This is a genomic window from Serratia sp. CY71090 (assembly GCF_052166845.1).
GTDB classification, from domain to species: domain Bacteria; phylum Pseudomonadota; class Gammaproteobacteria; order Enterobacterales; family Enterobacteriaceae; genus Serratia; species Serratia nematodiphila.
This window is the reverse complement of sequence record NZ_JBJNOA010000007.1, coordinates 91,731-115,105: the sequence shown is the minus strand read 5'-3', so window position 1 is coordinate 115,105 and position 23,375 is coordinate 91,731. Positions and strand designations below refer to the sequence as shown.

The window sequence follows — 23,375 nt, the reverse complement described above, 5'->3', positions numbered from 1 at the left end:
GTGGTTATCAAGCATCACTGCAAACCGCTGCCCCTCGCCCAGCAATATCACGCGTTGAAAGCCGGCAGCCCGTATGAACGGCTGCGCATTATCCATCACGATCGCACCCTGCTATGGGAAGGATGGCTGCAACCCTCGCTGTTCAGCCGCCGCTACAAGGTCGCGATCCGATATAGCCTGCTCACCCCACCGATTTGCGTGGTGACAGAACCGGATCTCTTCGCGTTGGCCGGTACGCGGGCTATTCCGCACCTGTATCCCGCCGATAAGCATATTCCCGGCGCCAGGCTGTGCCTGTTTTTGCCTGGCTCACAGGCCGACGATGGGCTCAGCGAATGGCGTGCCCAGTTAAAAATCAGCGACACGATCATTCCCTGGGCGTCGCTCTGGCTGTTTTATTTTGAACAGTGGCTGCGCACCCGCGACTGGGAAGGCGGCGGCAAGCACCCACGCACCAGCGAGGTTAAAAATGAGCGTTGAACATGAAGGCTTTATCTCGGTCGATATTGAAACTGCCGGGCCCATACCCGGCGTGTGCAGCCTGCTCTCTATTGGCGCCTGCGTCATCGACCGCCCGGCGGAACGCTTTTACATTGAAGTGCAACCACTGAATCTGCATTACGATCCTGAAGCGCTGGCCGTCACCGGTTTCAATCTGCAGACCCAAATAACACGCGGCATCGCTCCGAAAGCGGCCATGCAGCAATTTGCCCACTGGGTAATGTCCGTCACCGACGCCACGAGTAAACCGATTTTCGTCGGTTTCAATGCGGCTTTCGACTGGTCATTCATCAATTACTACTTTCACGTTTATCTCGGCCATAATCCGTTTGGCTTTGCGGCCCTCGATATCAAAGCCCTGTACATGGGCGCCACCGGCAGCCGCTGGCAAGACACCCGCTCCAGCCGTATCGACTCCCAATTTAATCTCAAAAACCACGGCAGCCACAACGCGCTGGATGACGCGCTGTATCAGGCCGAAATGTTTTTGAAGATAAAAGCACACATGATGGAAAAGCACTGACATGGAAACGATAAAATATATTCTGATAAAGCTGGTCGACTGGAAAACGCGCCAGCGGAAAATTCAATACCTCATCATGCTGCTCGGCGCCGGGATCCTGAGTGTGAACAACTCACTGGGGAAGGCGTTAACGCTGGAGAAAGGCGATGCCCGCTTCTCGCTGGCCGTCTCCGAGGGGAATGTCATCACGGACTATTTCGTCAATTTCGTGGCGGCATTGATCATCCTGGGGGGATTTGTCTGGCTGCTGGTCGACGCCTACCGGGAGGCTAAAATCACGGTGCGCAAAAAGGGGGTGGTTATAGAAGGGAGAGCACTGCGGAAAGTCGCGACAACGCCGCTGCATAAAACGGTCTCTCGTCATTTCAAGGGTAAGATAGACGCATTAACCCTCGATATGACGCAGCGGATACGGGATGGTGCAATCAGTCACCCGGAAGAGGCCTTTGACGACAATATCAGCACGCTGGCCAGCAATATCGCCACCCGCATTGACGGTATCGACCATCAGGATTTGACGCTGGTGTATGGCGGGCAATTGCCGGTTCCGTTCACCTTCTTCATTGGCGCCATTCTCGATGACAATGGCCCGGTCTGCGTCTATGACTGGGACCGAGCGCAAGAGGCCTGGCGGCTGATTGACAACAACGCCGCCGACGACGGCGCCGATTTTACCCTGATGGAAAGCCTCATCACCTCAGCGGCCAAAGATGTGGTGCTGGCGGTCTCGGTGTCCTACCAGGCCGACATTGCCGCCATACGGCAAACCTTCCCCGCCTACCCGCTGTCGCATCTCTCGCTGAACGCCACAACGCTCGGTAATCACTGGTCACAGTCCAAACAAACCCGGCTGGCGCTGCAATTTATCGAACAGGTCAAAATGCTGACGGCGTGCGGCGCCGAACGCATCCACGTGATTTTGGCCGCCCCCAGCAGCATTGCGCTCAATTTCGGCCGCCGTTATGACAATCGCAATCTGGCGCAGCTCATTGTTTATCAATACGAGAAAGAACAGCAGCCGGCCTACCCCTGGGGGGTGGTGATGCCGACACAGGGGCAACGGCGAGGCGCGGTGGTTAAGCCTCCCACCGTTCCCTCATCCAACTGACTGTCGGACTGGGGCGAAACGAGGATATAAAAAACCGGCCTGAGCCGGTTTGGGAGCACTTGTCATTATTAGATCGGCCGTAGAACGGTCGGGGTAATGCCCTGGTGTTGCTGCGTATTTTCACTGTCACTATAGGCGGTGCGATGATTGAGCGTCCAATGGGTTCGGCAGATCAATAAAGGGCGATTGATCGGCCCGACCGATCGTCCAGCTCATCGTCACACCGCCCCACACTTCGGCAGCCAGTCCGCTTCGCACTCTTCACTCAATACCACATTGGTCTGCATCCCCAGCCGGGTTTTACGCTTGAGCAGGGTTTTCTCATACTCTCTCAGCGTCTGTGGCACCGCCAAACCAAAGGCCGTCAGGTTCATCACGTGCTGATAGCCCCGTGCCGCCATAAACGACAAGTAGGCGTGATACAGGTAGCGGCGCGGGTTCGGTGGGGTGATGTTGGCATTGCCTATCATCATCCCTTCCGGGGTGCCTAGCACCGTCAGGTAGCCGCAAAAATCAACCAGCGGGTCAGCCTGGCGTTTGATGGTCAGCGCCTCGTCCGAGCTTTGCTGCGCCTGAAGCAAGGTACGGGCCTCGTTCGGGTTGGCAAAACGCTGCATCAGGTGACGCACAATCACCGCCAGCTCCTGGGTGATTTTGTCCAGCAACTGCGGGTCGCGCTCGGCCAGCGGTATCGCGTCCGGGAAGGTGATAATCACCCGCCGACGGGATACCCCACCGCTGCGGTCGCTGAACTGCATCGGGTTGTTGTTCACCGCCAGTATCACCGCCGGGATGTAGGCGGCGTAGGCGTCGCGGTATTTCGGGTCAATGGCGACCGCATCGCCGCCGGTGATGGCCTTGATACCCGCCCCGTCTCCGCTCCACTTTTCCTGGTCAGGCAGGAGTATCAGCGAGTAACCCACCACACTGGCCCGCTCGCGCGCCGACTCCAGGTTGTCGATGGTGGCGGAGGTGGTGTTGTCGGCTCCGGCCAACAGCCGGGCGATGGCCGCCATCACGCTCTTGCCGCTGCCGCCGGGGCCGGTCACTTCGAGGAACAGCTGCCAGTCGTAGCGGTTGGCCAGCACCATAAAGAGTGCCGCGAGGATACGTTCTTGCTTGTCGTAATTGCCCCCGGCGGCCCGCGTCAGCCACTGCCAGAAGTGCGGTGCATGGTCGGCCAGGTTCTCCCCGGCGCGCGGCGGCGTGTAGTCCACGCTGTTGACGGTGCGCAGCCAGTGCTCTTGCCGGTGGGCGCTGAACTGCCCGCTGACGGTATCGAATACCCCGTTACGAAAGCCTATCAACCGGCGGGCCGGGTCGCCCATCTGCGGCACCATCAGCTTGAGGGTGTCCAAAATACTGTTGATACCCGCAGCGGAGAACGGCGCGCGCACCTTCTGGAACAGCGCGGCAATCTCCCGGCTCAGCTGCCGGTGCGGCAGCACCTGCCAGGCGCCGCGCGTATAGCGGCACAGCTCTTCCCCCACCGGCGGCACCGCCAGGGTGTTGCCGTAATGCTCGGCCAGCAGCCCGGCCTTCTCACTGGCGCTCATGGCTTTGAGGTCTGCATCGCTCAGCGTGTCGAACGGGCTCGGCTGCGACGGCTGGCTGAACGCCTGGAGCTGTGCGCGCGTGGCCTCGGCCCCTTCCCGGCCATAAACGTCGTTCCAGTCGCCTTCCGAGGGCGGCAGTGCCGGGATACCGCCGGTGACTGTGGCCGCCTCGGCGGCGCGGGTCTGTCCGGTGCCGCTGCGGTCATTATCAGCCGCCAGCAGCAGCCGCGCATCCGGGTAGTGGCTGCGCAGCTGCTCCGCCACCGCCGTCAGGTTATTGGCGCTGAGCGCCACGCACACCGTTTCGCCGGTCAGGCGATGCACGGTGAGGCCGGTGGCGTAGCCTTCGGTGAGCCAGATAACCGCGTTGTCCGGGCCGCTCAGGGTGTGGCAGGCAGCCTTGACCTGCCCGCCTGCCAGCATGCGCTTGTCACCGTTGGCGTTAATCAGCTGCACGTTGACCACCTCGCCCCCGGTATTGTGCAGTGGCAGCAGCAGGTCGTCGGGGTGGAAGGTGATACCGCCAACGCGCAGCGACTGGCCGTGCAGGGTCAGGGTGTCCACCTCCGGCCAGCCCTTGGCGCTCAGGTAGGCATTGCCGCTTTTGCACTGAGCGGCAGCCACCAGAGCCTGTGCCTGTCGCGCGGCCTTGCGCTGGGTCTCGGCCTTGTCTTGTGGTGAATGACCGGCCTCAGCGGCCGGTGGCAGAGCGTTGGTGTTTTCTCCCATCACGGCGGCCACCTGTTCGGCGGCAGCTTTTGCTGACAGCGACAGGGCTTTTTCCACCAGATTGAGGCCGTCACCGGCTCCGCACTGATTGCAGAACCAGGTGCCGCGCCCGTCCTGGTTATCGAAGCGGAAACGGTCTTTGCCGCCGCAGGTCGGACACGGCTGCAGTTTGCCGTTCGGCTGTAAGGCGATACCGAGAGCCGGGAGTATCACCGGCCAGTGGCCGGTGGCGGTGCGTACGGTCTGGGAAACGAACTGGGCGCTCATGCTCTTCTCCTCAGTGTACGGTGGCGCTCTGCGCTGCCGACAGGCGCTCGCAGCACAGCTCGTCCATCATCTTTTGCCCGAGCGCGGTCAGGCGCGGCGCGGCCACCAGAACATCCGGCTGCACCATGTCGCTCAACATCGTGCATGCCATGTCCATGCCATCCTCTGCGCCGTACTGACGCACAAAGAGCCCTTCCAGACGCAGGGCAATCGTCATCTGCAGTTCGTCCAGCGTGTAACCCAGGCTCACCCGGTAAAAGGCGCAGGTATCCAGATAGGCTTGCGCCACGGCGCGACGGAAAACGGCGGTGCGGACTTCAATCGGTAAACAGGATGCAGTGTTCATGCGGCGGTGGCCTCCATGCGGGCAAGGATTTGGGATTCACAGGTGTTGACGACGTGGCCGAGCTGGTCGGTCAGCAGGGCAATGACCGAGGCAAACGACGCCTGTTGCGTGGCATCGGGGCGCTGCCCGCCGAGGTCGAGGGTGTCCAGCAGGTCGAGGAACAGCACGCCGGTGGCGTGCGCATGCTGGAGACGCAGAAAATCGGCGTGCGGGATAGGGTAATGGGTATCGCGGTAGTAGCGGTCGGCCAGGGTGTTCATGCTGCTGCCTTAACCGGCAGACGACCGGCAAAGGACAACACATAATCACGGGCCAGCAGGCGGCGAGCGTTGTGCTCAGAATCCGCCACGGTACGTACGATGCGCGGTGACGCCGTCAGCGCAGAGCGGCGTACGGCCGCAAACAGGAAGCAGAATGTCGGGAGAGTCGGGGTGAGGGTCGTAGCCATGGTGGCAGCCTCCAATAAGTATTGGTTATTGCTACCACCGAAGTTCCTACACTTATGGGTGGTAGCCCAGACGGGGGTAGGAATACCGGCCTTATTGGAAACCGGCCAGCCCGAAGGCTGCCCCGCCTGAGCCACCATTGATTGACTGCTGCGATAGCATAACATCCACCGCGCAAAAAATGAGCGCACTAAGGCCACGACATAAAAAAACACGCCTGGCGCGTGTTGTGTCGCCAATAAGTAACACGGGTTCCTACGCCCGGCTGCCGATTTTGCGGCAGCGGGAGGACTATAGCGCAAGGCCGGACGTGGGAGCAAGCCGTAAGACGCCCCCGGACGTTCAATCGATCGCATTGTGATCAACCACATTACCAACGCAGAACTGACGCTGTTCGGCTTGCCGGTTCGTCAGACGAATAACATTGTGTTTTTCGCTGCGGTGCTCCGGCAAGACGATGCCAGGCTCTTTACGCTGTAACAGGATAGCTTCCGCGATAAACATTGCGTCATTGTCGCTCAGGGTAAAACTGTGCCGACCGAGGATTAACTGCATCACTTGGCGCTCTCCTGATGACGGTTGGCAATACGTTCGTCCATCCATAGTTCGACCTCAGAGGCCAGCCAGGCAACATTTTTACCGCCGAGGGAGACCTGAGCCGGGAACTGTCGGCGACTCATCATCTCGTACACGGTGGAGCGGGACAGACCGGTGGTGTAAAGCACTTCGGGCAGGCGGATAAAGCGCTCGCGCGGGGTGTAGCCGTTCTGAAGCACCGGCGACGGGGTGGATGGGGTGGGAGTGGAAACGGTCAACATAAAACGCTACCTCTTTGTGTCCGGCCAACGCTGGCCGGGACTGTGTGAACTTCGGTAGCGCCCTATTATGTGAATATTTACCAGGGTGGCAACAAGGCGTTGTTGTGTGGTGGGAGAGCTTTTTAGTTTGTTTTTCAATCAAATGGGCATATAGGTTAATATTGACCTTTATTGGCAAACCTTGGCAAACCCAAAGAAATGAACGAGCCATGAATAGCCGTTTATTAATAGGCAGAAACAGGCGTACAGGCACAACCCCAGGCTAGCCAGAGAAAAGGCCCTTTTTAGCCGAGTGAGCAGTAGTGAACACCGGGTGATGAGTTAAAAATTCACTAACCACCATTTTTTCTATTGATTTAGCTATCTTTTTTACTTTTATGAATAGTAGTGAAGAGTTTAGAGAAGAACTAAAATCGCAAAAGTGATTTTGCAGTCAATATCTGAGGCGGCTGCACAACGAAAACGCTGGCGGGAAAAATACAATAGGCTCACACCGGAGGCACAAAAGCTTCATTACGGACCTCGTCCTGATTGGATAATCAGGTCCACTTCCATCACGCTACCTCCTCCCTATCCTTCCCCCGAAAACAGCCTTTTTCCTGGCTAGCGGGTGCCAAATAACGCGTGCATGGATAAGGTGCATGATTTTGCATGTAAGAAAATGCATTTTTTACCCCCTGCCGCACCAGCAGCGACGCGGCCTGCGGCCCCTCATGCACCTGCATGAAAATCGACACATAAAGCGGGCAGGCGAGGCGGGGGTAGCATTGCGCGCCAAGGGGTTTTAACGATTTATTGGCAGCATTTTCTAGCGAGCAAGGCCCGAGATAAAATCGGCGTACCATTGCAGCATCTCACGGCGTTTCTCAAGGTACTGCGCATGGTTGTAGGTACCGCGAATACCGTTCTTGTCCACGTGGGCAAGCTGCATCTCTATCCATGCAGACTCAAACCCCTGTTCATGCAGGATAGTAGACATCGTATGTCTAAAACCATGTCCAGTGGCTCTCCCTTTATATCCCAGCAGCTCAATCACCTGATTCACGCTTTCTTTACTTATAGGCTTTCTACGGTTGTTTCGTCCAATGAAAATGTAAGGATAGTGACCGGTGATCGGTTGAAGCTGTTTAAACAGCTCAATCACCTGAGTAGAGAGCGGCACTATATGGGGGCGGCGCATTTTCATGCGTGCTGCGGGGATCTCCCAGATGGCACGCTCAAGATCGATCTCTTCCCACGTGGCAAAGCGCATTTCTTGCGTGCGCACGCCGGTCAGCATAACGATCTTCGCTGCATTCTTAGTGATGATGCTGCCGGTATATCCTTCCAAATCCTTAACAAAGTAAGGTAGTTCCTCGGCCGAAAGGAATGGATGGTGCTTTTGTTTGGGAACGGCTAGCGCGCTGGCGAGATCTGGGGCTGGGTTATACTCCGCCCTGCCAGTAATAATTGCGTAGCGGAAGACCTCTCCGCAGCGCTGGCGTACCTTACGGGTCTTCTCCAATGCCCCACGCTTCTCAATGCGCCGTAGCACTTCCAGCAACTCTAACGGCTTAATCTCGGCAATGGGGCGTTGACCAACATACGGAAACACATCCTGCTCAAAGGTGCGCATGATTTCTTCCCTGTAGGCTAGAGTCCACCGGTCAGCCTTGTTCGTGTGCCATTCACGGCTAATCGCTTCAAAAGAGTTCTCGACAGAAAGCTTCTGAGCGAGCTTTTGCGCCTTTTTCTCGGCTACAGGGTCAATGCCATTAGCAACCTGCTTGCGAGCCTCTCCGCGCTTTTCTCGCGCCTCAGCCAGCGTTATCAATGGGTAGGTACCAAAGGACATCAGCTTGGCTTTTCCGGCATAGCGATATCGAAAACGCCAACCTTTACTCCCATCCGTATTGATAAGAAGGGACAGGCCTTGGCCGTCGTTGAGGGTGTAGGGTTTTTCCTGCGGTTTGGAACGTCGAATTTGTATGTCAGTTAGAAGCATGTGTATAAGTGGATTCTGTGTATAAAAATGTTATACGCACCATTATACACATTTATCTCGGATTCAGACGGTTATACACGGACTCCAGCGGACAAAGAAACCATATAATCAATTGATTTTATGCATTTTAATGGACTTTTCAGGAGCTACTCGGACAAGCTTTGGCGGAAGATCACAGGAGTCGAACCTGCCCAGGACCGCTGGCGGCCCCAACCGGATTTGAAGTCCGGCCGCCCCACCGGGGACGAGGATCTTCCTTGGAGAAGAGGGAAGCAAGGCGCTGATTATAGCGCAGTTTGTTCGCTGCGCTAAGCGGGAAATGGCGGCCGCCGGCGATTCGGCGGCCGGGGGGAGCTACTTCAGGAAATCCTTCACGTCCAGCAGGATGAACTCGTTGTCATCCGCCATATTGGGCTGGCGGCTGGAGGAGAACGGGAAGTTGTTGTCGTTGCCGACGATGATGTGGTTGGCGTCCACCACGTCCACGTTCTCGATGGTGAAGAACGGGAAGGTCAGCACGCCGTCGTTCAGCGGCTTGCGCGCCAGCTTGTTCGGATCCTGAATGTTCATCAGGTCGATATAACCCAGTTTCTCGACCGGTTTGCCGACGTTGGCGTCCGAGAAAGCGATTTTATACACTCGCTTAAACTTGGCTACCTGGCTGAAGCAGTTGTCGGTTGGCGCACCGACGGCGCAGGCTTTGTCCGGCGTGCCTTCGCCGTTGTCGCGCTCGATCACCAGCCCGTGGGTGGCGTCGATCATGTTGAAGTCGCCGATGGCGTTTTGGTTGTCTTCCAGTACGTACTGCCAGCTGCGGCCGGTCCAGGCCTGCTGTTTGACGTCGAACTCCAGCACCCGCAGGTAGCGTTTGCCGCCGACGTTCTCGAACTGTTCGCCGTCCCACAGCGCCCCTTCCAGCAGCGGGTACAGCTTGCTGCCGTCCGGCGAGGCAGCCATGCCTTCAAAGCCTTTGGAACGCGCCACCTGGAAGTTCTGTTTGCCGTCCGGCGCGCCCGGCAGGGTCAGCGTCGGGTTGTCCGGCGATTTCACTACTTTGCCATCCACCTGGGTGTCGAACACCGCCAGCACTTTGCCGTTCAGGTCGGCCTTGATCAGGTAAGGCCCAAATTCTTCGCCGATCCACAAGGCATCGTCGGCAAACTGGAAGCTTTCCGGATCGAAATCGCTGCCGGTCAGATAGCGCTGCTCGGTGCTCTCGTTGATGATGTGGAACGGCACCTTTTTATCCGGATCGTGCAGGAACACCGTCTTCAGCGGCGCGACCGTGCCGTCTTTGAAATCGATCTTGTAGTGGTTGAGGTACAGCATGGCGTCCGGCGAGTTGGCCTTGCTGCCGAAACCATTGTCGGTCAGCACCCAGTAAGTGCCGTCGGGCATGTGTTTGATGCCGGAGTGGCCCTGCAGCGGCTGGCCGTTGATCGGCAGGCCGATCCCGGTCAGGCGATCGGCGGATTTGCCCGCCACGCTGCCCAGCTCGGTGATGCGTTTGCCGCTGGTGTATTTGCCGCTCTGCTGCAGATCGCTCGGCGCGTCCTTCGGTGTGGCAACGGTGGATTTCACCGGCAGCAGCGCATGCCCGGCCAGCGTCGCCTGCACCGGCTGCGCCTCGGCCCACAGGTTGGCGCTCAGCGCCATGCAGCCGACCAGCAGCGCCAGCCGGGTTTTGGTGTTGTGCATGTCATTATCCCTTTTCGTTGTTATCGCCCAGAAGTAAAAGCAACGTCACTATAGGGAGCGGCAATGACAGAAATATTATTCGGCGAACGCCCGTCGGTAGCTGTGCGGGTGGAAGCGCCAGGTAATGGCGATCAGCACCACCACCAGCAGCGCATGGATCTGCCAGTCCAGCTCGAAGCCGCCGCTGTAGTCGCGCAGCAGGCCGGAGAGGTAGGGCGTCACGCCCGCCAGCAGAAACCCGACGCCCTGCATAAAGGCCACCAGCCGCCCGGCCGCCGCCGGCTGGTGCAGGTGATCGAGCGCCAGCACCAGGCACAGCGGGAACGCGCCGCCCAGCCCCAGTCCGGAAAGCAACACCCACAGCCACGGCAACGTCTGCGGCAGATAAATCAGGCCGATAAAGCCGATCAGTTGCATCATCAGCGCCAGCAGCAGCAGCGGCCGCCGGTCATGATTGCGCGCCAGCGCCGGCAGCAGCAGCGCGCCCATCACCTGGCCGAAAGTCATCAGCGCCAGCAGCGAACCGCTGGCCTGCGGCTGCCAGCCAAGCTGCATGTAATACGGCGGCAGCCAGGCGATCAGGCTGGTATAGCCGCCGTTGATCAGGCCGAAATAGGCGCCGAGCAGCCAGGCGCGCCGGTTGCGCAGCAGGCTTGAGCCTCGGTGTTCGCCCGCCGCGCCCAGGCGAGACAGCCCGCGGCTGACCGGCCACCAGGCCAATAGCGCCACCAGGGCCGGCAACGCCCACCAGGCCAGCGCGCTGTGCCAGTCATGCCCCGCGCTCATCAGCCACGGAGCGATCGCCGCCCCCAGACCGCCGCCGCCCATCAGCGCCGCCGACCACAGCCCGGCCACCAGCGCCATGCTTTTAAGGAAGTGATGCTTGATGATGCCGGGCATCACCGCCTGGATCACCCCGATGCCGAGCCCGCCCAGCACCGCGCTCATTAACAGTTGCACGCTGCCGGGGGCCAGTTCGCGCCAAAGCGCGCCCAGCCCGATCGCCAGCAGGCTCAACGCCACGGCGCTGCGTTCGCTGAACAGTCGGTTGATGGCGCCGCCCGCCAGCGCCATCAGCCCCATCATCAGCACCGGCAGCGTGGTCAGCAGCGCCGCGCCGCCAAAACTCAGCCCGGTGGCCTGGCGCAACGTCGGCAGCAACGGGCCGATCGAAGTCAACAGCGGCCGCATGTTCAGGCCGATCAACACCAGCGCCAGCAACAGAGGGTTGAGCCAGCGACGTGGAGAAGGTGAATTAACAGAATGATTTAACACGGTATATTCCTGGTACTGCAAAATGAAGAGTGCGGCGTCACAGCGCGATCGCCGCAGCGTTGCGTTACTGTAGGCAACGCCGCTAGTATTGGGAAATTAAATAATAAAATAGCCAACAGTGGGAAAATGAATCGCTACCCGATGTTCAATCCGCAGCTGCTGCTCAGCTTCGTCGCCGTGTGCGACAGCAACAGCTTCACCCGCGCCGCAGAGCGGGTGTTCTTGTCGCAGTCCACCGTCAGCCAGCAGGTGCGCCGGCTGGAAGAGATGCTGGGCAAGCCGCTGTTTGAACGCTCCTCGCATCAGGTGCTGCTGACCGAAGAAGGCGTCAAGCTGTTGAGCTACGCGCGCCGCATTATCGCGCTGAATGAAGAAGCCCATGACGCGCTGACCGGCATCTGGCGCGACGGCGTGCTGCGAATCGGTATGCCGGAAGATTTCGCCGTGCCCACCACCGAGCTGCTGGCGGAATTCAGCCGCGAGCACCCGCACCTGCGGCTGGACGTCGCCAGCGGCCTGAGCGCCGATCTGCACAGCGCCTACGCGCGTGAAGAGCTGGATCTGATCCTGGTGAAGCAGCGCCGCCAGCAACCGCCGCGCGCCGCGCGGCCGGAACCGCTGCTGTGGCTGGACAGCCTGGCCTTCCCGGCCATCGAACAATCGCCGGTGCCACTGGCGGTGTTTCCGCTCAGCGGCCTGTACCGCGACGAGCTGTGCCAGGCGCTCGACAACCTCGGCAAACGCTGGCGCATCGGCTACAGCAGCGCCAGCCTGGCGGCGCTGACCGCCGCTTCCGCCGCCGGGCTGGGCGTCACCCTGCTGCCGGCCGGCTGTCGTTTACCCACGCACCGGGTGCTGGGGGCGGCCGAAGGATTGCCGCCGATAGACAGCTTCGAACTGGCGCTCTACTACCGCGACGGCGCCCCCGCCGCCACGCTGGCGCTGGCCCAGCGTCTGACGGTGTTTTGCGGGTTGATATAAACGCCAGCGCACGCCGGTCATTACCAAATCGAATAGTTACCAGTGGCAAATGTCGCTGCCAACCGGCCGGTTCCTCTCCTAAATTGGGGGATGTTTTCACCCACCTCACCTCTGGATTAAGGAACCGAACGTGGAAAACCCTCAACAACCGGGCCGCAGAGCCTTCCTCAGCCAAACCGGCAAACTTACCACCGCCTGCGCGGTGATCGGCCTGACCGGCGGCATGGCGCAGGCCGCTTCGCCTAGCGGCGAGCCGTGTGCGCCAACGCCGATGACCCTGACCGATCGCCATTACTGCCTGAGCGAGGTGCGGCTGGAAGACGGCTTTGAATACGACGGCGACACGGTGATCGGCACCCGCACCGCGCTGTACACGCTTGAGATCAAAGACGGCAAGATCGCCGCCATTCACGCCGCCAACGCCGCGTTGCCCGCCGGCGTGCCCCGCTATCAGGCGCAGGGCCAGCTGCTGCTGCCGGCGTTTCGCGATATGCACATCCACCTGGACAAAACCTTCTACAGCGGCCCGTGGCAGGCGCCGCGCCCGCGCCAGGGCAAAACCATCATGGACATGATCGCGCTGGAGCAGACGCTGATCCCGAAACTGCTGCCCACCTCGCAGCAGCGGGCGGAAAATCTGATCGCCCTGCTGCAATCCAAAGGCAGCACCGTGGCGCGCAGCCACTGCAATATCGATCCGGTCAGCGGCCTGAAAAGCCTGGAGCACCTGCAGCGCGCGCTGGAAAACCACCAGGCGGACTTCAGCTGTGAAATCGTCGCCTTCCCGCAGCACGGCCTGCTGCACTCCAGGGTCGATGCGCTGATGCGCGAAGCGATGCAGATGGGCGTGCAGTACGTCGGCGGGCTGGATCCGACCAACGTCGACGGCGCGATGGAGAAATCGCTGGACGCCATGTTCCAGATCGCCCTCGATACCGGCAAAGGCGTGGATATCCACCTGCATGAAACCAGCCCGGCCGGGGTCGCCGCCATCAACTACATGATCGCCACCGTGGAGAAAAACCCGGCGCTGCGCGGCAAGGTCACCATCAGCCACGCTTTCGCCCTGACCACGCTGACGCCGGGCGAACTGGCGGAAACCGCCACCCGGCTGGCGGCGCAGCAGATCACCATCGCCTCCACGGTGCCGATCGGCAGCCTGATGATGCCGCTGCCGCAGCTCAGCGAGAAAGGGGTGTTCGTGATGACCGGCACCGACAGCGTGATCGACCACTGGTCGCCGTTCGGCACCGGCGACATCCTGGAGAAGGCCAACCTGTACGCCCAGCTGTACCGCGGCTCCGACGAGTATCACCTGTCGCGCGCCATGGCCATCTCCACCGGCGGCGTGCTGCCGCTGGACGATAAGGGCCAGCGCGCCTGGCCGAAAGCCGGCGATGCCGCCGAGTTCGTGCTGGTCAACGCCAGCTGTTCCGCCGAGGCGGTCGCCCGCCTGCCGGCGCGCAGCGCCACCTTCCATCAGGGGCGCCTGGTGGCTGGACAGGTGAGCAAAGCCTAAGGTCGGTCCGCTGTTGTCATCATGATGGCCGTTTTTGGCCTTCTGCCAGAGTAAGGCGCGGCGCAATATGGTCGCTACACACACTGGCGGAGGGCCGAAAATGTCACAGAGCGCGTTATTGATCATCGATGTCCAGCAATCATTCCAGCACCGTCCATTCTGGCAGGAGGACGATCTGCCGGCGTTTCAACAGGCGCTGACCCGCCTGATCGCGGGCTGTCAGCAACGCGGCGCGGCGCTGGTCGACGTGCTGCACGTCTCGCCGCAGGGGCCGTTCTCGCTGGCTTCGGGCCACGTGCAGCGCCTGCCATTCCTCACCCACCAAGCGGATATCACCGTGCATAAGCATGTACACAATGCGCTGACCGAATCCGGCCTCGACGCCTGGCTGCGCGAGCGGGATATCAACCACCTGATCATCTCCGGCATCCGCACCGAACAGTGCTGTGAAACCACCACCCGGGTGGCGTCCGATCTCGGTTATCGGGTGACCTTCGTCACCGAGGCGACGCTGACCTTCCCGATGCGCCATCCCGACGGTGAAGTCTTTACCCCCGCGCAGCTGAAGCGGCATACTGAAACCGTACTGGTCGATCGTTTCGCCCGCATCGCCAGCGTGGATGAGGCGCTGGCGCAACTCGCACAGGAGTAACCATGCCGCAGGCCGTCTATTTTCTGCTGTTGCCCAACGTGCTGTCGCTCGACGTCAGCGGCCCGGCGGAAACCCTGCGCCTCGCCGGGTCGTTCAGCCTGCGTTACCTCAGCCCGGCGCCGCAGCTCGTCTGCTCCATCGGCATGACGCTGAGCGGCCTGCAGCCGTTGCCCGAACGCCTGGAAGACGGCGCCATCCTGGTGTTGCCAGGCGTCGGCGATTCGCAGCGCTATTTCGCCGGTGAAGAGGCCGAGCAGGCCCGCCGCTGGCTGGCGACGCTGCGGCCCGATCTGCAGCGGCAGCGCATCACCCTGGTGTGCATCTGCTCCGGCGCGCTGCTGGCGGCGCAGGCCGGGCTGCTCGACGGCTATCAGTGCACCACCCACCACGACGTCATCGAACGTATCCGCCTGCAGGCGCCGGCGGCGCAGGTGAAAGAGAACCGCATCTTCGTCGAAGACCGCGGCGTCTATACCAGCGCGGGCATCACCACCGGCATCGATTTGGCACTGCACCTGGTCCACCGCCACTGCGGCTCCGGCCGGGCGCGCGACGTCGCACGCGACATGGTGGTTTATTTCCGCCGCGCCGGCGACGATCCGCAGCTGTCGCCCTGGCTGCGTTACCGCAACCACCTGCACCCGGCGGTGCACCGCGCGCAGGACGTGATGGCCGCCGAGCCGGAAGCCGACTGGTCGGTGCCGCAGGTGGCGGAGAAGGCGCACGTCAGCAGCCGCCATCTGGCGCGGCTGTTTCGCAGCCACGTCGGCATCAGCGTGCGGGAATATCATGAACAGCTGCGGTTGGCGGTGGCGCAACAGCGCCTGCAGCAAGGGTATGGGTTGGAGAAGGCCGCGCTGGCGGCCGGTTTTTCTTCCGGGCGGCAGCTGCGCCGCGCCCAGCAGCGCCAGCGCTCGCCGCTATGACACCAGCCGGCGGGTATCCAGCCGCTGCAGGCCGACAGACAGCAGCAGGCTGCCCCCCAGCGCCACGCCGAACACCCAGAAGATATCCAGCAGCGGGTGGCCGGTGAAATCCAAGTGCCGGCTGCGCATCACGTTAACGATAAGGGCGTGAAAACCGTAAATCGCCAGCGAATGGCGGGAAAATACGCTCAGCCAGCCGATCGGCTGCGGCAAACAGTGTTTCACCCACACCAACAGCGCCACCGCCGCCATAAACACCAGCGGGCCGCTGTAGATGTAGTAGGTATCGGCGAAGTTGCCGTTGATGAACAGCTGATGCTTGGTGCCGCGCGCGATCAGCGCCACGCACAGCGCAAATCCTAGCGCCGCCAACCAGCCCACGGCGCGCCCGCGCGCCTCCATCATGCCAATCGCCCGCCCGGCCAACGCATACAGCAGGTAGTAGAAGGTATCGCCGTAGATATACAGGTTAACCGGCAGCAGGTGCGCGTTGCCGAAGGCCAGCTTGTCGGTATTCGGGTTGGCGAGCGCCGCCAACACCACCAGCGCGACGGCCAGATAGCGGCGCGACACCGGCTTGACGCTGATCAGCGGCGACAGCAGGTAAATCACTGCGATGGCGTAGAAAAACCACAGGTGGTAAAACACCGGCTTTTGCAGGATGCCGCGCAGCGACGGCCAGAAACCGATCTTGGTGAAGGCCGCGATATAGATCAGCGCGATGGCGCTGTAGAACAGAATGCAGCAGGCGATGCGGGTGAAATGCCGCCGGCCGGCGCTCTTTTCGCCGAAGAACAGGTAGCCGGAAATCATGAAGAACAGCGGCACCGATACGCGCGACAGTGAGTTCAGCACGTTGGCGATGTCCCAGTTGTGCAACCCTATCGCCGCGCCGTTGGTGACGTAATAGGTGGTGGCGTGGATCATCACCACCATCATGCACGCCATCGCCCGCAGGTTGTCTATCCAGCCGATTTTCTCGCTCAAACGCTCGCCCGATCTTGTGTCATATTGATATGTTAAGAAGAGGTTATCGGGCACGGCGTTCGGCGACAACCCAAAAGCGAAATATCAGAATGCACTTAAACAACACCTTATGATTGCGAAGGTGAACAATTGGCGGCAAAATAGCCGCCACAACTCGCTCAGTTTGCGCTTCCCGCCCTGGCAGTTCCTTTTTCTCTTTTACTATCAGTACAATAATATGAAAACGACATTACCACCTGCGGCACGTTTGGGCCGACAGGCGCTTTTATTCCCTCTTTGTCTGGTGCTGTTCGAGTTCGCCACCTATATCGGCAACGATATGATTCAGCCGGGCATGCTGGCCGTCGTGGCGGATTTCAACGCCGGCGAAGAGTGGGTGCCCACCTCGATGACCGCCTATCTGGCCGGCGGCATTTTCCTGCAGTGGCTGCTCGGGCCGCTGTCGGATCGTCGCGGCCGTCGCCCGGTGATGCTGGCCGGGGTGGCGTTCTTCATCGTCTCCTGCCTGGCGATCCTGCTGGTCACCACCATCGAGCAGTTTATCGCCATGCGTTTCCTGCAGGGCATCGGCCTGTGCTTTATCGGCGCGGTCGGCTACGCCACCATCCAGGAGTCGTTCGAGGAGGCGGTGTGCATCAAAATCACCGCCCTGATGGCTAACGTGGCTCTGATCGCCCCGCTGCTCGGGCCGCTGGCCGGCGCGGCGCTGATCCACGTCGCGCCGTGGCAGAGCATGTTTGTGCTGTTTGCGGCGCTGGCGGCCATCGCCTTCTACGGCCTGTGGAAAGCGATGCCGGAAACCGCCACGCTGCAGGGCGAGGCGTTTTCCGCCGCCAACCTGTGGCGCGACTACCGCCAGGTGCTGGGCAACCGCCGCTTCCTGTGCGGCGCCCTGGCGATCGGTTTCGCCAGCCTGCCGCTGCTGGCCTGGATCGCCCAGTCGCCGGTGATCCTGATCAGCGGCGAGTCGCTGTCGACGCTGGACTACGGCCTGCTGCAGATCCCGGTGTTCGGCGCGCTGATCCTCGGCAACCTGACGCTGGCACGCCTGACCGGCAAAAACAGCGTGGAGCGCCTGATCAAGCTGGGCGCAGGCCCGATGCTGCTGGGGCTGCTGATCGCCGCGCTGGCGACCCAGTTCTCCAGCCACGCCTACCTGTGGATGACCGCCGGCCTGAGTCTGTACGCCTTCGGCATTGGCCTGGCCAACGCCGGACTGTACCGCCTGACGCTGTTCTCCAGCAACGTCAGCAAGGGCACAGTGTCGGCCACTATGGGCATGCTGAGCATGATGGTGTTCACCGTCGGCATCGAGCTGGCCAAGGTCGCCTACGTCTGGGGCGGCAGCGGGCTGTTCAACCTGTTCAACCTCATCAGCGGCCTGTGCTGGCTGACGCTGGTGGCGCTGTTCCTCGCCAAACGCCGCAACGGCGACCCCACGCCGCAGCCGAACGGCGCGGCGTAAACGCGACGATAAAACGCCGGTCCGGTTTCCCGACCGGCGTTTTTTATGCGGCTTCAGCCGAGCAGCCCCCACAGCGCATACCCCGTTCCCACCACCGCCACCCCCAACAGCAGCAACGCCGACAGGACAGAGATCGCCCGCCGCGCGCGCTGCAGCGCCGTTCCCGACAGCAGGGTGATATAGGTCAGCAAAATGGCGAAGTCCGCCAGCACCCACAGCGCGGTCAGCAGCGTCAGGCTGGCGCCGATCGAGGGGGTGACGGCGATGAACTGCGGGAAAAAGGCGACGAAGAAGATAATGTCTTTGGGGTTGGCGATGCCCACCAGAAAACCGTTCAGGATCGCCGAGCGTTTTTGCGGCGGCGCGACGGGCTGCACATCGGGGGCTCGCGCGGATAAATCCTCATACAGCGAGACGATCGCCATACGGCCGATAAACAGGCAACCCAGCAGGCCTATCCACTGCAGCAAGCGCATATCCACGGCGAACAGCCCGGTGATAATCAGCGCGGCGACGCCGATCAGCAACAAGGAGGCTCCGTTGCTGCCCAGCGCGGTCAACAGCGCACGCCGGGCGCCAAAGCGCGCCGCGGTGTTGGCCACCATCGCCACCACCGGCCCCGGCGCGGCGATCAGCAACAAAATGGCGGCGAAATACGCCGCCAGCAACGACAGGTTCATCTTTATTTCACTCACATTCAGTCAGTTGGCGTCGCGCCATTATCATGCCGCCGCCCCCGCCTTGAAAAAGGAGTAATCCTGTCGTTTACTGTGAATCAGACTCATTATTAGAGACGCCGCGATGGCCAGTTCCCTTCCGCCGCTTTACGCCCTGCGCGCCTTCGAAAGCGCCGCCCGCACCGGCTCGTTCACGCTGGCCGCCGAGGAGCTGCATCTCACCCCGAGCGCGGTCAGCAAGCACATCAAAACGCTGGAGCAGCACTTCGGCTGCCGGCTGTTCCAGCGCAACGGCCCGCGTATCGAGGTCACGCCGCAGGGGAAAATCTTCGCCGCCGAGCTGCAGCAAGGGTTTGGCCGCATCGAGCAAGCCTGTGAGCTGTTCAGAAGCCACCGCGATCTGCTGCGGCTGAAGGCGCCCTCCACCCTGACCCTGCGCTGGCTGCTGGACTGCCTGAGCCGGTTCCGGCAAACGGCGCAGGCGTTCGAGGTGCAGGCAGCCAGCGTCTGGATGGACATCGACAGCGTGGATTTTTTCAGCGAACCCTACGACTGCGCCATCCTGCTCGGCAACGGCCATTTTGGCGCCAATACCGCCGCCGCCAAGCTGTTCGACGAATGGCTGATCCCGATTTGCGCCCCCGCGCTGCTCGCCGACGGGCAGCGGGATCTCGCCGCCTGCCCGCTGATCCACCCTTCGCCCGATCGGCGCGACTGGCGGCGCTGGCTGCAGAAAAGCGGCATCGCGACCCCGATCGATCTCATGCGCGGCCAGGTATTTGATTCGCTGGAACAGGGCAACGCGGCGGCCATCGCCGGGCACGGCGTCTCGATCGGCGATCTGGCGCTGAGCCTGCGGACGATTGAGGAGGGATTATTGGTGTTGCCTTGTGACGTCGCCGTGCGCACCGGCGACGGTTACTATCTGGTTTGGCCGGAAGAATCGGCAAAACGGCCGCTGATCGAACGTTTACAGGCGTTTCTCACCGCCCAAACGCCCGACGTCAGCCGGGCCGCCGTCAGGTTTATCGGGTAGGGGAATTCGGCCTATCGCTCTTCGCGGGTATGCCAAATACGCAGAACATAAATCGCTGCCGGCTGTACCTGATAACGTATCTCATAGCGGCCGACCAGAATACGCCTCACTTCCTGCGGTAAAAACTCGTCCAATCTTTCACCCAGGCGGGGATTATCGAGCAACGCTTTAGGCGCGGCGACCAAGGCCTTCACCGAATTCGCTGCCGCAGTGCGGTTAGCCAAGGCAAGAAACTCAAACAAACGCGCCAAATCCGATAGCGCCTTACTCGTCCATTTTAATTCCATCAGCGCGGTACCGGCAGCGGCTCGTCACTGTCCAGGCTGGCCGCCCAGGCTTCTACCGACTCATGATCGATAACGTTTTGCTGTTCGACATCGGCCAGCGCCGCCAGCGTTAATCGACGGCGCTCTTCCTCTTGCTCGAGCCAGGCGGTGAGGGCTTGCTTCACTATCCATCCCCGCGAGCGTTCAAGTTTGGCGGCCATTTCATCCACCTTTTCAGCCAAAGGCAGCGGGACATGAGCGGTGATGACTTTCGTATTCATCGTCTTGCTCCTCAGTACAATCAACATCAATCAAAGTGATTAAAGCTGATTATACCGCCATTGGAGAACAAAAAACATGCAATCAGTTGCCGAACAACCCGCCGTCGCGCAGCAGATGCTCGTTGCTCTTGCGGCGGGTAAAGCCGCTGCGATCGAAGAACTCCAGCACCTGGATCGCCAGCTTGCGCCCGACGCCGAGCCGATCGCGGAAATCGGCGGCGTTGGCGCCCCCGCGCTCCGCATCCAGCTCGCGGATCAGCGCCGCGAACTGATCGATGCGTCGGCTGAGGTAGTAGCGATCCACCACCACCGCCGTCACATGGCCCAGCTGAGCCGCCTTGCGCAACAGCGCGCGCACCCGGCTCTCCTCTTCGCCCAGCTCGCTCGCCAGATCGCGCACCCACCACGGCTCGTCGCCGAACAGCGGTTCGATGCGCGCCCACAGCGGCGCCTCTTCGGCGCTGAACGCCAGGCCGTGTTCCGGCAGGTGCAGCCAGCCGCGCGTATTGCGCAGCGCGCCGGCCCGCAGCAGCCGATCGATCATCATAAACACCAGCGTTTCCGGCTGCTGAGGCAGGGCCATGCGCCGCAGGCGGGCGCGCCCTAAGCCCAGCTGATCGGCGTGCTGTTGGTGGTACTCCGCCAGCACCTGCAGCAGGCGGCTTTCCGCCTGTTGCACCTGATCCTGCGCCAGCGCCCGGTCACCGACGATCAGCAGATCGCGGTTCGCCAGCAGCTCGTCCAGGCCATCGTCCGTCAATTGACGCGCCCAGGCGAACGCTGCCAGTGACAGCGCGCCGTGCGGCAATTCAAGCGCCAGCGCCTGCGCATCGTCTTGCGCCAGCGCCAGGGCTTGCAGCCATGCCAGATAGTCCGGCTGACGCTTGCCGCGCTTGGGCGCATTCAGCCTGAGCACCCGAGCCGCGCCCAGCGTTTGCCGCGCGCCGATATCGCGCAGCACCAGCCGATCGTTCTGCGCCAACCACAGCGGACGATCGAGGATCAGTTCCGCCAGCCCGTCGTTCAGCAACGAGATGCGCCCGGTGATGTGGCTGGCGGCATGGTGCAGATGCAGCGGCTGCCAATGGCGGATCGGCCGATCCGTCTCCAGCGCCACCAGAATGCGTTCCGCCGCTTCGTGCGGACGCTGCGCCAGCAGCCAATCGCCGCGCGCGACCCGCTCTTTATCGACATCGCCGCTGATGTTAAGCGCAATGCGCTGCCCGGCCTGCGCATGTTCCACGGTCTGATTCTGGGCATGCAGGCCGCGCACCCGCACCGGCGCGTCGGCGCCGGTCAGCCACAGCGTATCCCCCACCTTCACCCGGCCGCCGAGCGCGGTGCCGGTCACCACCAGCCCCGCCCCTTTGACGCTGAACGCGCGGTCTACCGCCAGGCGAAAACGGCGCGTCAGCGCATGTTCAGCGGGCGACAACGCCAGCAAATGCGCACGCAGCGCCTCGATGCCCTCGCCCGCCGCCGCCGCGGTCACGAACAGCGGCGCATCGGGCCACCCCTGGCTCGCCAGCTCGTCGCGCACCTGACCGCGCACCTCATCGACACGCGCCGCCTCCACCCGGTCGGCCTTGGTCAGCGCCACCGTCAGCGCCGGGCGCCCGCTCAGGCGCAGGATCGCCAGATGCTCGCGGGTTTGCGCCATCACGCCGTCGTCGCAGGCCACCACCAGCAACGCATGGTCGATGCCGCCGACGCCCGCCAGCATATTGGCGAGGAATTTCTCGTGGCCGGGCACGTCGATAAAGCCCAGCACCCGGCCGTCCGGCTGCGGCCAGTAGGCGTAACCCAGATCGATGGTCATGCCGCGGCGCTTTTCTTCCGGCAGGCGATCCGCGTTGATCCCGGAGATCGCCTGCAGCAGGGTAGTTTTGCCATGATCGACATGGCCGGCGGTGGCGATGATCATGATGCGCTCAGCGCTGCGATCAGCGCCCCTTCCTGTTCCAGACAGCGCAGATCCAGCCACAGCCGGCCGTCGCCGAGGCGGCCGATCACCGGCTGCGGCAGGCGGCGCCAGCGTTCGGCCAGCGCTTCCAGCGTGGCGCCGCGGCCGTCGCGCGGCGTGAAGGTCAGGGCATAGCTGGGCAGGCGATCCACCGGCAGCGAACCGCTGCCGATCTGCGACCAGCAGGGTTCGGCGCGCAGGTCGAAATCGGTGGTGAACCGCGGCGTCAGCGCCGCCAGCAGCCGCTCGGCCGCCTGTTGCATCTCCTGCTGCGGGCGGGTCAGCAGCCGCAGCGTCGGCAGCTGCTCAGCCAGTTTTTCCGGCTGCAAATAAAGCCGCAGCGTGGCCTCCAGGGCCGCCAGCGTCAGCTTGCCGACGCGCAGCGCGCGCTTGAGCGGATGCTGCTGCAGGCGCGCGATCAGCGCCTTTTTGCCGACGATGATGCCGGCCTGCGGGCCGCCCAGCAGCTTATCGCCGGAGAACGTCACCAGATCGACGCCGGCGGCCAGCAGCCGCTGCGGCATCGGCTCGGCGGGCAGGCCGTACTGCGCCATATCGATCAGCGAGCCGCTGCCCAGATCGGTGGCGGTCGGCACGCCCTGTTCGGCCCCGAGCTGCGCCAGTTCGGCCTCGTCGACCGCCGCGGTAAAGCCCTGAATGCTGTAGTTGCTGGTGTGCACTTTCATTAACAAACCAGTCTGCTCGTTGATGGCCTGGCGGTAATCCTTCAGATGGGTGCGGTTGGTGGTGCCGACCTCGACCAATTGACAGCCGGCCTGGCGCATCACGTCGGGAATGCGGAACGCGCCGCCGATTTCCACCAGCTCGCCGCGCGACACCACCACCTCTTTGCCGGGGGCGATCGCCGCCAGCATCAGCAGCACCGCCGCCGCGTTGTTATTGACGATGCAGGCGTCTTCCGCGCCGGTCAGCCGGCACAGCAGATCCGCCACCGCCCGATCGCGATGGCCACGCCCGGCGCCGTCCAGATCGTACTCCAGCGTCACCGCCTCCCCCATCACCGCGTTCACCGCATCCTTCACCGGCTGCGCCAGCAGGGCGCGCCCGAGGTTGGTGTGCAGCACGGTGCCGCTGAGGTTGAACACCGGCAGCAAAGCCGGGCGTTGCTGCCGGGCCAGCTCGGCCCGCAGCGCCTGCGGCCAGTCGCCGCACCAGGCGGGTAAACGTTGCTGTTGCCTGATAGCGGCGCGCGCCTCGGCCTGCAGCCGGCGCAGCAGTTCGCCGATCAGCGTCTGGCCATGCTGCGCCACCAGCGGTTCAATCGCGGGTTCACGCAGCAGGCGGTCGATGGCGGGCAGTTGGCTGTAAAGAAGGTGGGATTCAGTGCTCATGGTCGCTCGGTTTTCAGTT

The 23,375-nt window shown here is 62.0% G+C and carries 24 protein-coding genes and 1 tRNA gene; 9 read left to right on the top strand and 16 right to left on the bottom strand.

Going from position 1 to position 23,375, the window contains the following annotated elements:
- The 3 genes from ACJ8OK_RS14645 to ACJ8OK_RS14635 are packed head-to-tail and all read left to right on the top strand — an operon-like array spanning position 1 to position 2,132.
- On the top strand, positions 1 to 480 hold the full coding sequence (locus tag ACJ8OK_RS14645; RefSeq protein WP_289528286.1) for a hypothetical protein: 480 nt from the start codon (positions 1 to 3) through the stop codon (positions 478 to 480).
- The gene (locus ACJ8OK_RS14640) at positions 470 to 1,024 is read left to right on the top strand and encodes a 3'-5' exonuclease (protein ID WP_289528284.1); all 555 of its coding nucleotides are present in this window, start codon (positions 470 to 472) and stop codon (positions 1,022 to 1,024) included. The genes ACJ8OK_RS14645 and ACJ8OK_RS14640 overlap by 11 nt, the downstream gene beginning before the upstream one ends.
- A gap of 1 nt (position 1,025) precedes the next feature.
- On the top strand, positions 1,026 to 2,132 hold the full coding sequence (locus ACJ8OK_RS14635) for an SAVED domain-containing protein (RefSeq protein WP_289528283.1): 1,107 nt from the start codon (positions 1,026 to 1,028) through the stop codon (positions 2,130 to 2,132).
- 218 nt (positions 2,133 to 2,350) lie between these two features.
- Here the strand turns inward: ACJ8OK_RS14635 and ACJ8OK_RS14630 are convergent, their stop codons facing one another.
- The 10 genes from ACJ8OK_RS14630 to ACJ8OK_RS14585 form a co-directional block, all read right to left on the bottom strand.
- A complete protein-coding gene (locus ACJ8OK_RS14630; protein ID WP_289528282.1) occupies positions 2,351 to 4,684 on the bottom strand; it encodes a primase-helicase zinc-binding domain-containing protein in 2,334 nt (777 codons plus the stop codon).
- Positions 4,685 to 4,694: 10 nt separating this feature from the next.
- Positions 4,695 to 5,030 (bottom strand): DUF5375 family protein, encoded by a 336-nt coding sequence (locus tag ACJ8OK_RS14625; RefSeq protein WP_289528280.1) that lies wholly within the window; start codon positions 5,028 to 5,030, stop codon positions 4,695 to 4,697.
- Positions 5,027 to 5,290, bottom strand: coding sequence for a hypothetical protein (locus ACJ8OK_RS14620; RefSeq protein ID WP_043146645.1), 264 nt, complete (start codon positions 5,288 to 5,290; stop codon positions 5,027 to 5,029). Before ACJ8OK_RS14620 ends, ACJ8OK_RS14625 begins: the two co-directional genes overlap by 4 nt.
- Positions 5,287 to 5,832 carry a host cell division inhibitor Icd-like protein gene (locus tag ACJ8OK_RS14615; protein WP_289528277.1) on the bottom strand — a complete coding sequence of 182 codons (546 nt, stop codon included), beginning with the start codon at positions 5,830 to 5,832 and terminating at the stop codon, positions 5,287 to 5,289. Before ACJ8OK_RS14615 ends, ACJ8OK_RS14620 begins: the two co-directional genes overlap by 4 nt.
- Positions 5,819 to 6,031 (bottom strand): hypothetical protein, encoded by a 213-nt coding sequence (locus ACJ8OK_RS14610; protein ID WP_289528333.1) that lies wholly within the window; start codon positions 6,029 to 6,031, stop codon positions 5,819 to 5,821. The genes ACJ8OK_RS14615 and ACJ8OK_RS14610 overlap by 14 nt, the downstream gene beginning before the upstream one ends.
- A complete protein-coding gene (locus tag ACJ8OK_RS14605) occupies positions 6,031 to 6,294 on the bottom strand; it encodes a helix-turn-helix transcriptional regulator (protein ID WP_442530655.1) in 264 nt (87 codons plus the stop codon). The genes ACJ8OK_RS14610 and ACJ8OK_RS14605 overlap by 1 nt, the downstream gene beginning before the upstream one ends.
- A gap of 808 nt (positions 6,295 to 7,102) precedes the next feature.
- Positions 7,103 to 8,278, bottom strand: a complete 1,176-nt coding sequence (locus ACJ8OK_RS14600) for a tyrosine-type recombinase/integrase (RefSeq protein WP_176326458.1) — start codon at positions 8,276 to 8,278, stop codon at positions 7,103 to 7,105.
- A 162-nt stretch (positions 8,279 to 8,440) separates the two neighbouring features.
- Positions 8,441 to 8,535 (bottom strand) — tRNA-Sec (locus ACJ8OK_RS14595).
- A gap of 97 nt (positions 8,536 to 8,632) precedes the next feature.
- Positions 8,633 to 9,976, bottom strand: coding sequence for an esterase-like activity of phytase family protein (locus tag ACJ8OK_RS14590; RefSeq protein WP_060558052.1), 1,344 nt, complete (start codon positions 9,974 to 9,976; stop codon positions 8,633 to 8,635).
- A 75-nt stretch (positions 9,977 to 10,051) separates the two neighbouring features.
- On the bottom strand, positions 10,052 to 11,251 hold the full coding sequence (locus ACJ8OK_RS14585) for a cyanate transporter (RefSeq protein ID WP_060558050.1): 1,200 nt from the start codon (positions 11,249 to 11,251) through the stop codon (positions 10,052 to 10,054).
- A gap of 126 nt (positions 11,252 to 11,377) precedes the next feature.
- Here ACJ8OK_RS14585 and ACJ8OK_RS14580 point away from each other — a divergent pair, with 126 nt between their 5' ends.
- The 4 genes from ACJ8OK_RS14580 to ACJ8OK_RS14565 all read left to right on the top strand — a co-directional run bounded on the left by ACJ8OK_RS14580 (position 11,378) and on the right by ACJ8OK_RS14565 (position 15,329).
- Positions 11,378 to 12,232: a LysR family transcriptional regulator gene (locus ACJ8OK_RS14580; protein ID WP_033631422.1), complete on the top strand. Its 855-nt coding sequence runs from the start codon at positions 11,378 to 11,380 to the stop codon at positions 12,230 to 12,232.
- Between the two features lie 130 nt (positions 12,233 to 12,362).
- Positions 12,363 to 13,751, top strand: a complete 1,389-nt coding sequence (locus tag ACJ8OK_RS14575) for an amidohydrolase family protein (RefSeq protein ID WP_033631421.1) — start codon at positions 12,363 to 12,365, stop codon at positions 13,749 to 13,751.
- A gap of 100 nt (positions 13,752 to 13,851) precedes the next feature.
- The gene (locus ACJ8OK_RS14570) at positions 13,852 to 14,403 is read left to right on the top strand and encodes an isochorismatase family protein (RefSeq protein ID WP_004934049.1); all 552 of its coding nucleotides are present in this window, start codon (positions 13,852 to 13,854) and stop codon (positions 14,401 to 14,403) included.
- Between the two features lie 2 nt (positions 14,404 to 14,405).
- Positions 14,406 to 15,329 (top strand): GlxA family transcriptional regulator, encoded by a 924-nt coding sequence (locus ACJ8OK_RS14565; protein ID WP_033631420.1) that lies wholly within the window; start codon positions 14,406 to 14,408, stop codon positions 15,327 to 15,329.
- Here ACJ8OK_RS14565 and ACJ8OK_RS14560 read toward each other — a convergent pair.
- Positions 15,324 to 16,316, bottom strand: coding sequence for an acyltransferase (locus ACJ8OK_RS14560; RefSeq protein WP_049278450.1), 993 nt, complete (start codon positions 16,314 to 16,316; stop codon positions 15,324 to 15,326). The genes ACJ8OK_RS14565 and ACJ8OK_RS14560 overlap by 6 nt on opposite strands.
- Before the next feature lie 217 nt (positions 16,317 to 16,533).
- Here ACJ8OK_RS14560 and ACJ8OK_RS14555 point away from each other — a divergent pair, with 217 nt between their 5' ends.
- Positions 16,534 to 17,781 carry an MFS transporter gene (locus tag ACJ8OK_RS14555; protein WP_033633516.1) on the top strand — a complete coding sequence of 416 codons (1,248 nt, stop codon included), beginning with the start codon at positions 16,534 to 16,536 and terminating at the stop codon, positions 17,779 to 17,781.
- A gap of 53 nt (positions 17,782 to 17,834) precedes the next feature.
- Here the strand turns inward: ACJ8OK_RS14555 and ACJ8OK_RS14550 are convergent, their stop codons facing one another.
- Complete coding sequence (locus tag ACJ8OK_RS14550) at positions 17,835 to 18,461, bottom strand: LysE family translocator (protein WP_033631418.1); 627 nt, start codon at positions 18,459 to 18,461, stop codon at positions 17,835 to 17,837.
- Between the two features lie 121 nt (positions 18,462 to 18,582).
- On the opposite strand from ACJ8OK_RS14550, the gene ACJ8OK_RS14545 reads away from it, so the two are divergent.
- On the top strand, positions 18,583 to 19,494 hold the full coding sequence (locus ACJ8OK_RS14545) for a LysR family transcriptional regulator (protein WP_033631417.1): 912 nt from the start codon (positions 18,583 to 18,585) through the stop codon (positions 19,492 to 19,494).
- 11 nt (positions 19,495 to 19,505) lie between these two features.
- On the opposite strand, the gene ACJ8OK_RS14540 is transcribed toward ACJ8OK_RS14545, so the two are convergent.
- From ACJ8OK_RS14540 to selA, 4 genes are all read right to left on the bottom strand, one after another.
- Positions 19,506 to 19,781 carry a type II toxin-antitoxin system RelE/ParE family toxin gene (locus tag ACJ8OK_RS14540; RefSeq protein ID WP_033631416.1) on the bottom strand — a complete coding sequence of 92 codons (276 nt, stop codon included), beginning with the start codon at positions 19,779 to 19,781 and terminating at the stop codon, positions 19,506 to 19,508.
- Positions 19,781 to 20,041, bottom strand: a complete 261-nt coding sequence (locus ACJ8OK_RS14535; RefSeq protein WP_033631415.1) for a CopG family ribbon-helix-helix protein — start codon at positions 20,039 to 20,041, stop codon at positions 19,781 to 19,783. Before ACJ8OK_RS14535 ends, ACJ8OK_RS14540 begins: the two co-directional genes overlap by 1 nt.
- 82 nt (positions 20,042 to 20,123) lie before the next feature.
- The gene (selB, locus tag ACJ8OK_RS14530) at positions 20,124 to 21,965 is read right to left on the bottom strand and encodes a selenocysteine-specific translation elongation factor (RefSeq protein WP_060558044.1); all 1,842 of its coding nucleotides are present in this window, start codon (positions 21,963 to 21,965) and stop codon (positions 20,124 to 20,126) included.
- Positions 21,962 to 23,356, bottom strand: a complete 1,395-nt coding sequence (gene selA, locus ACJ8OK_RS14525; protein WP_033631413.1) for an L-seryl-tRNA(Sec) selenium transferase — start codon at positions 23,354 to 23,356, stop codon at positions 21,962 to 21,964. Before selA ends, selB begins: the two co-directional genes overlap by 4 nt.
- Between the last annotated feature and the right edge of the window lie 19 nt (positions 23,357 to 23,375).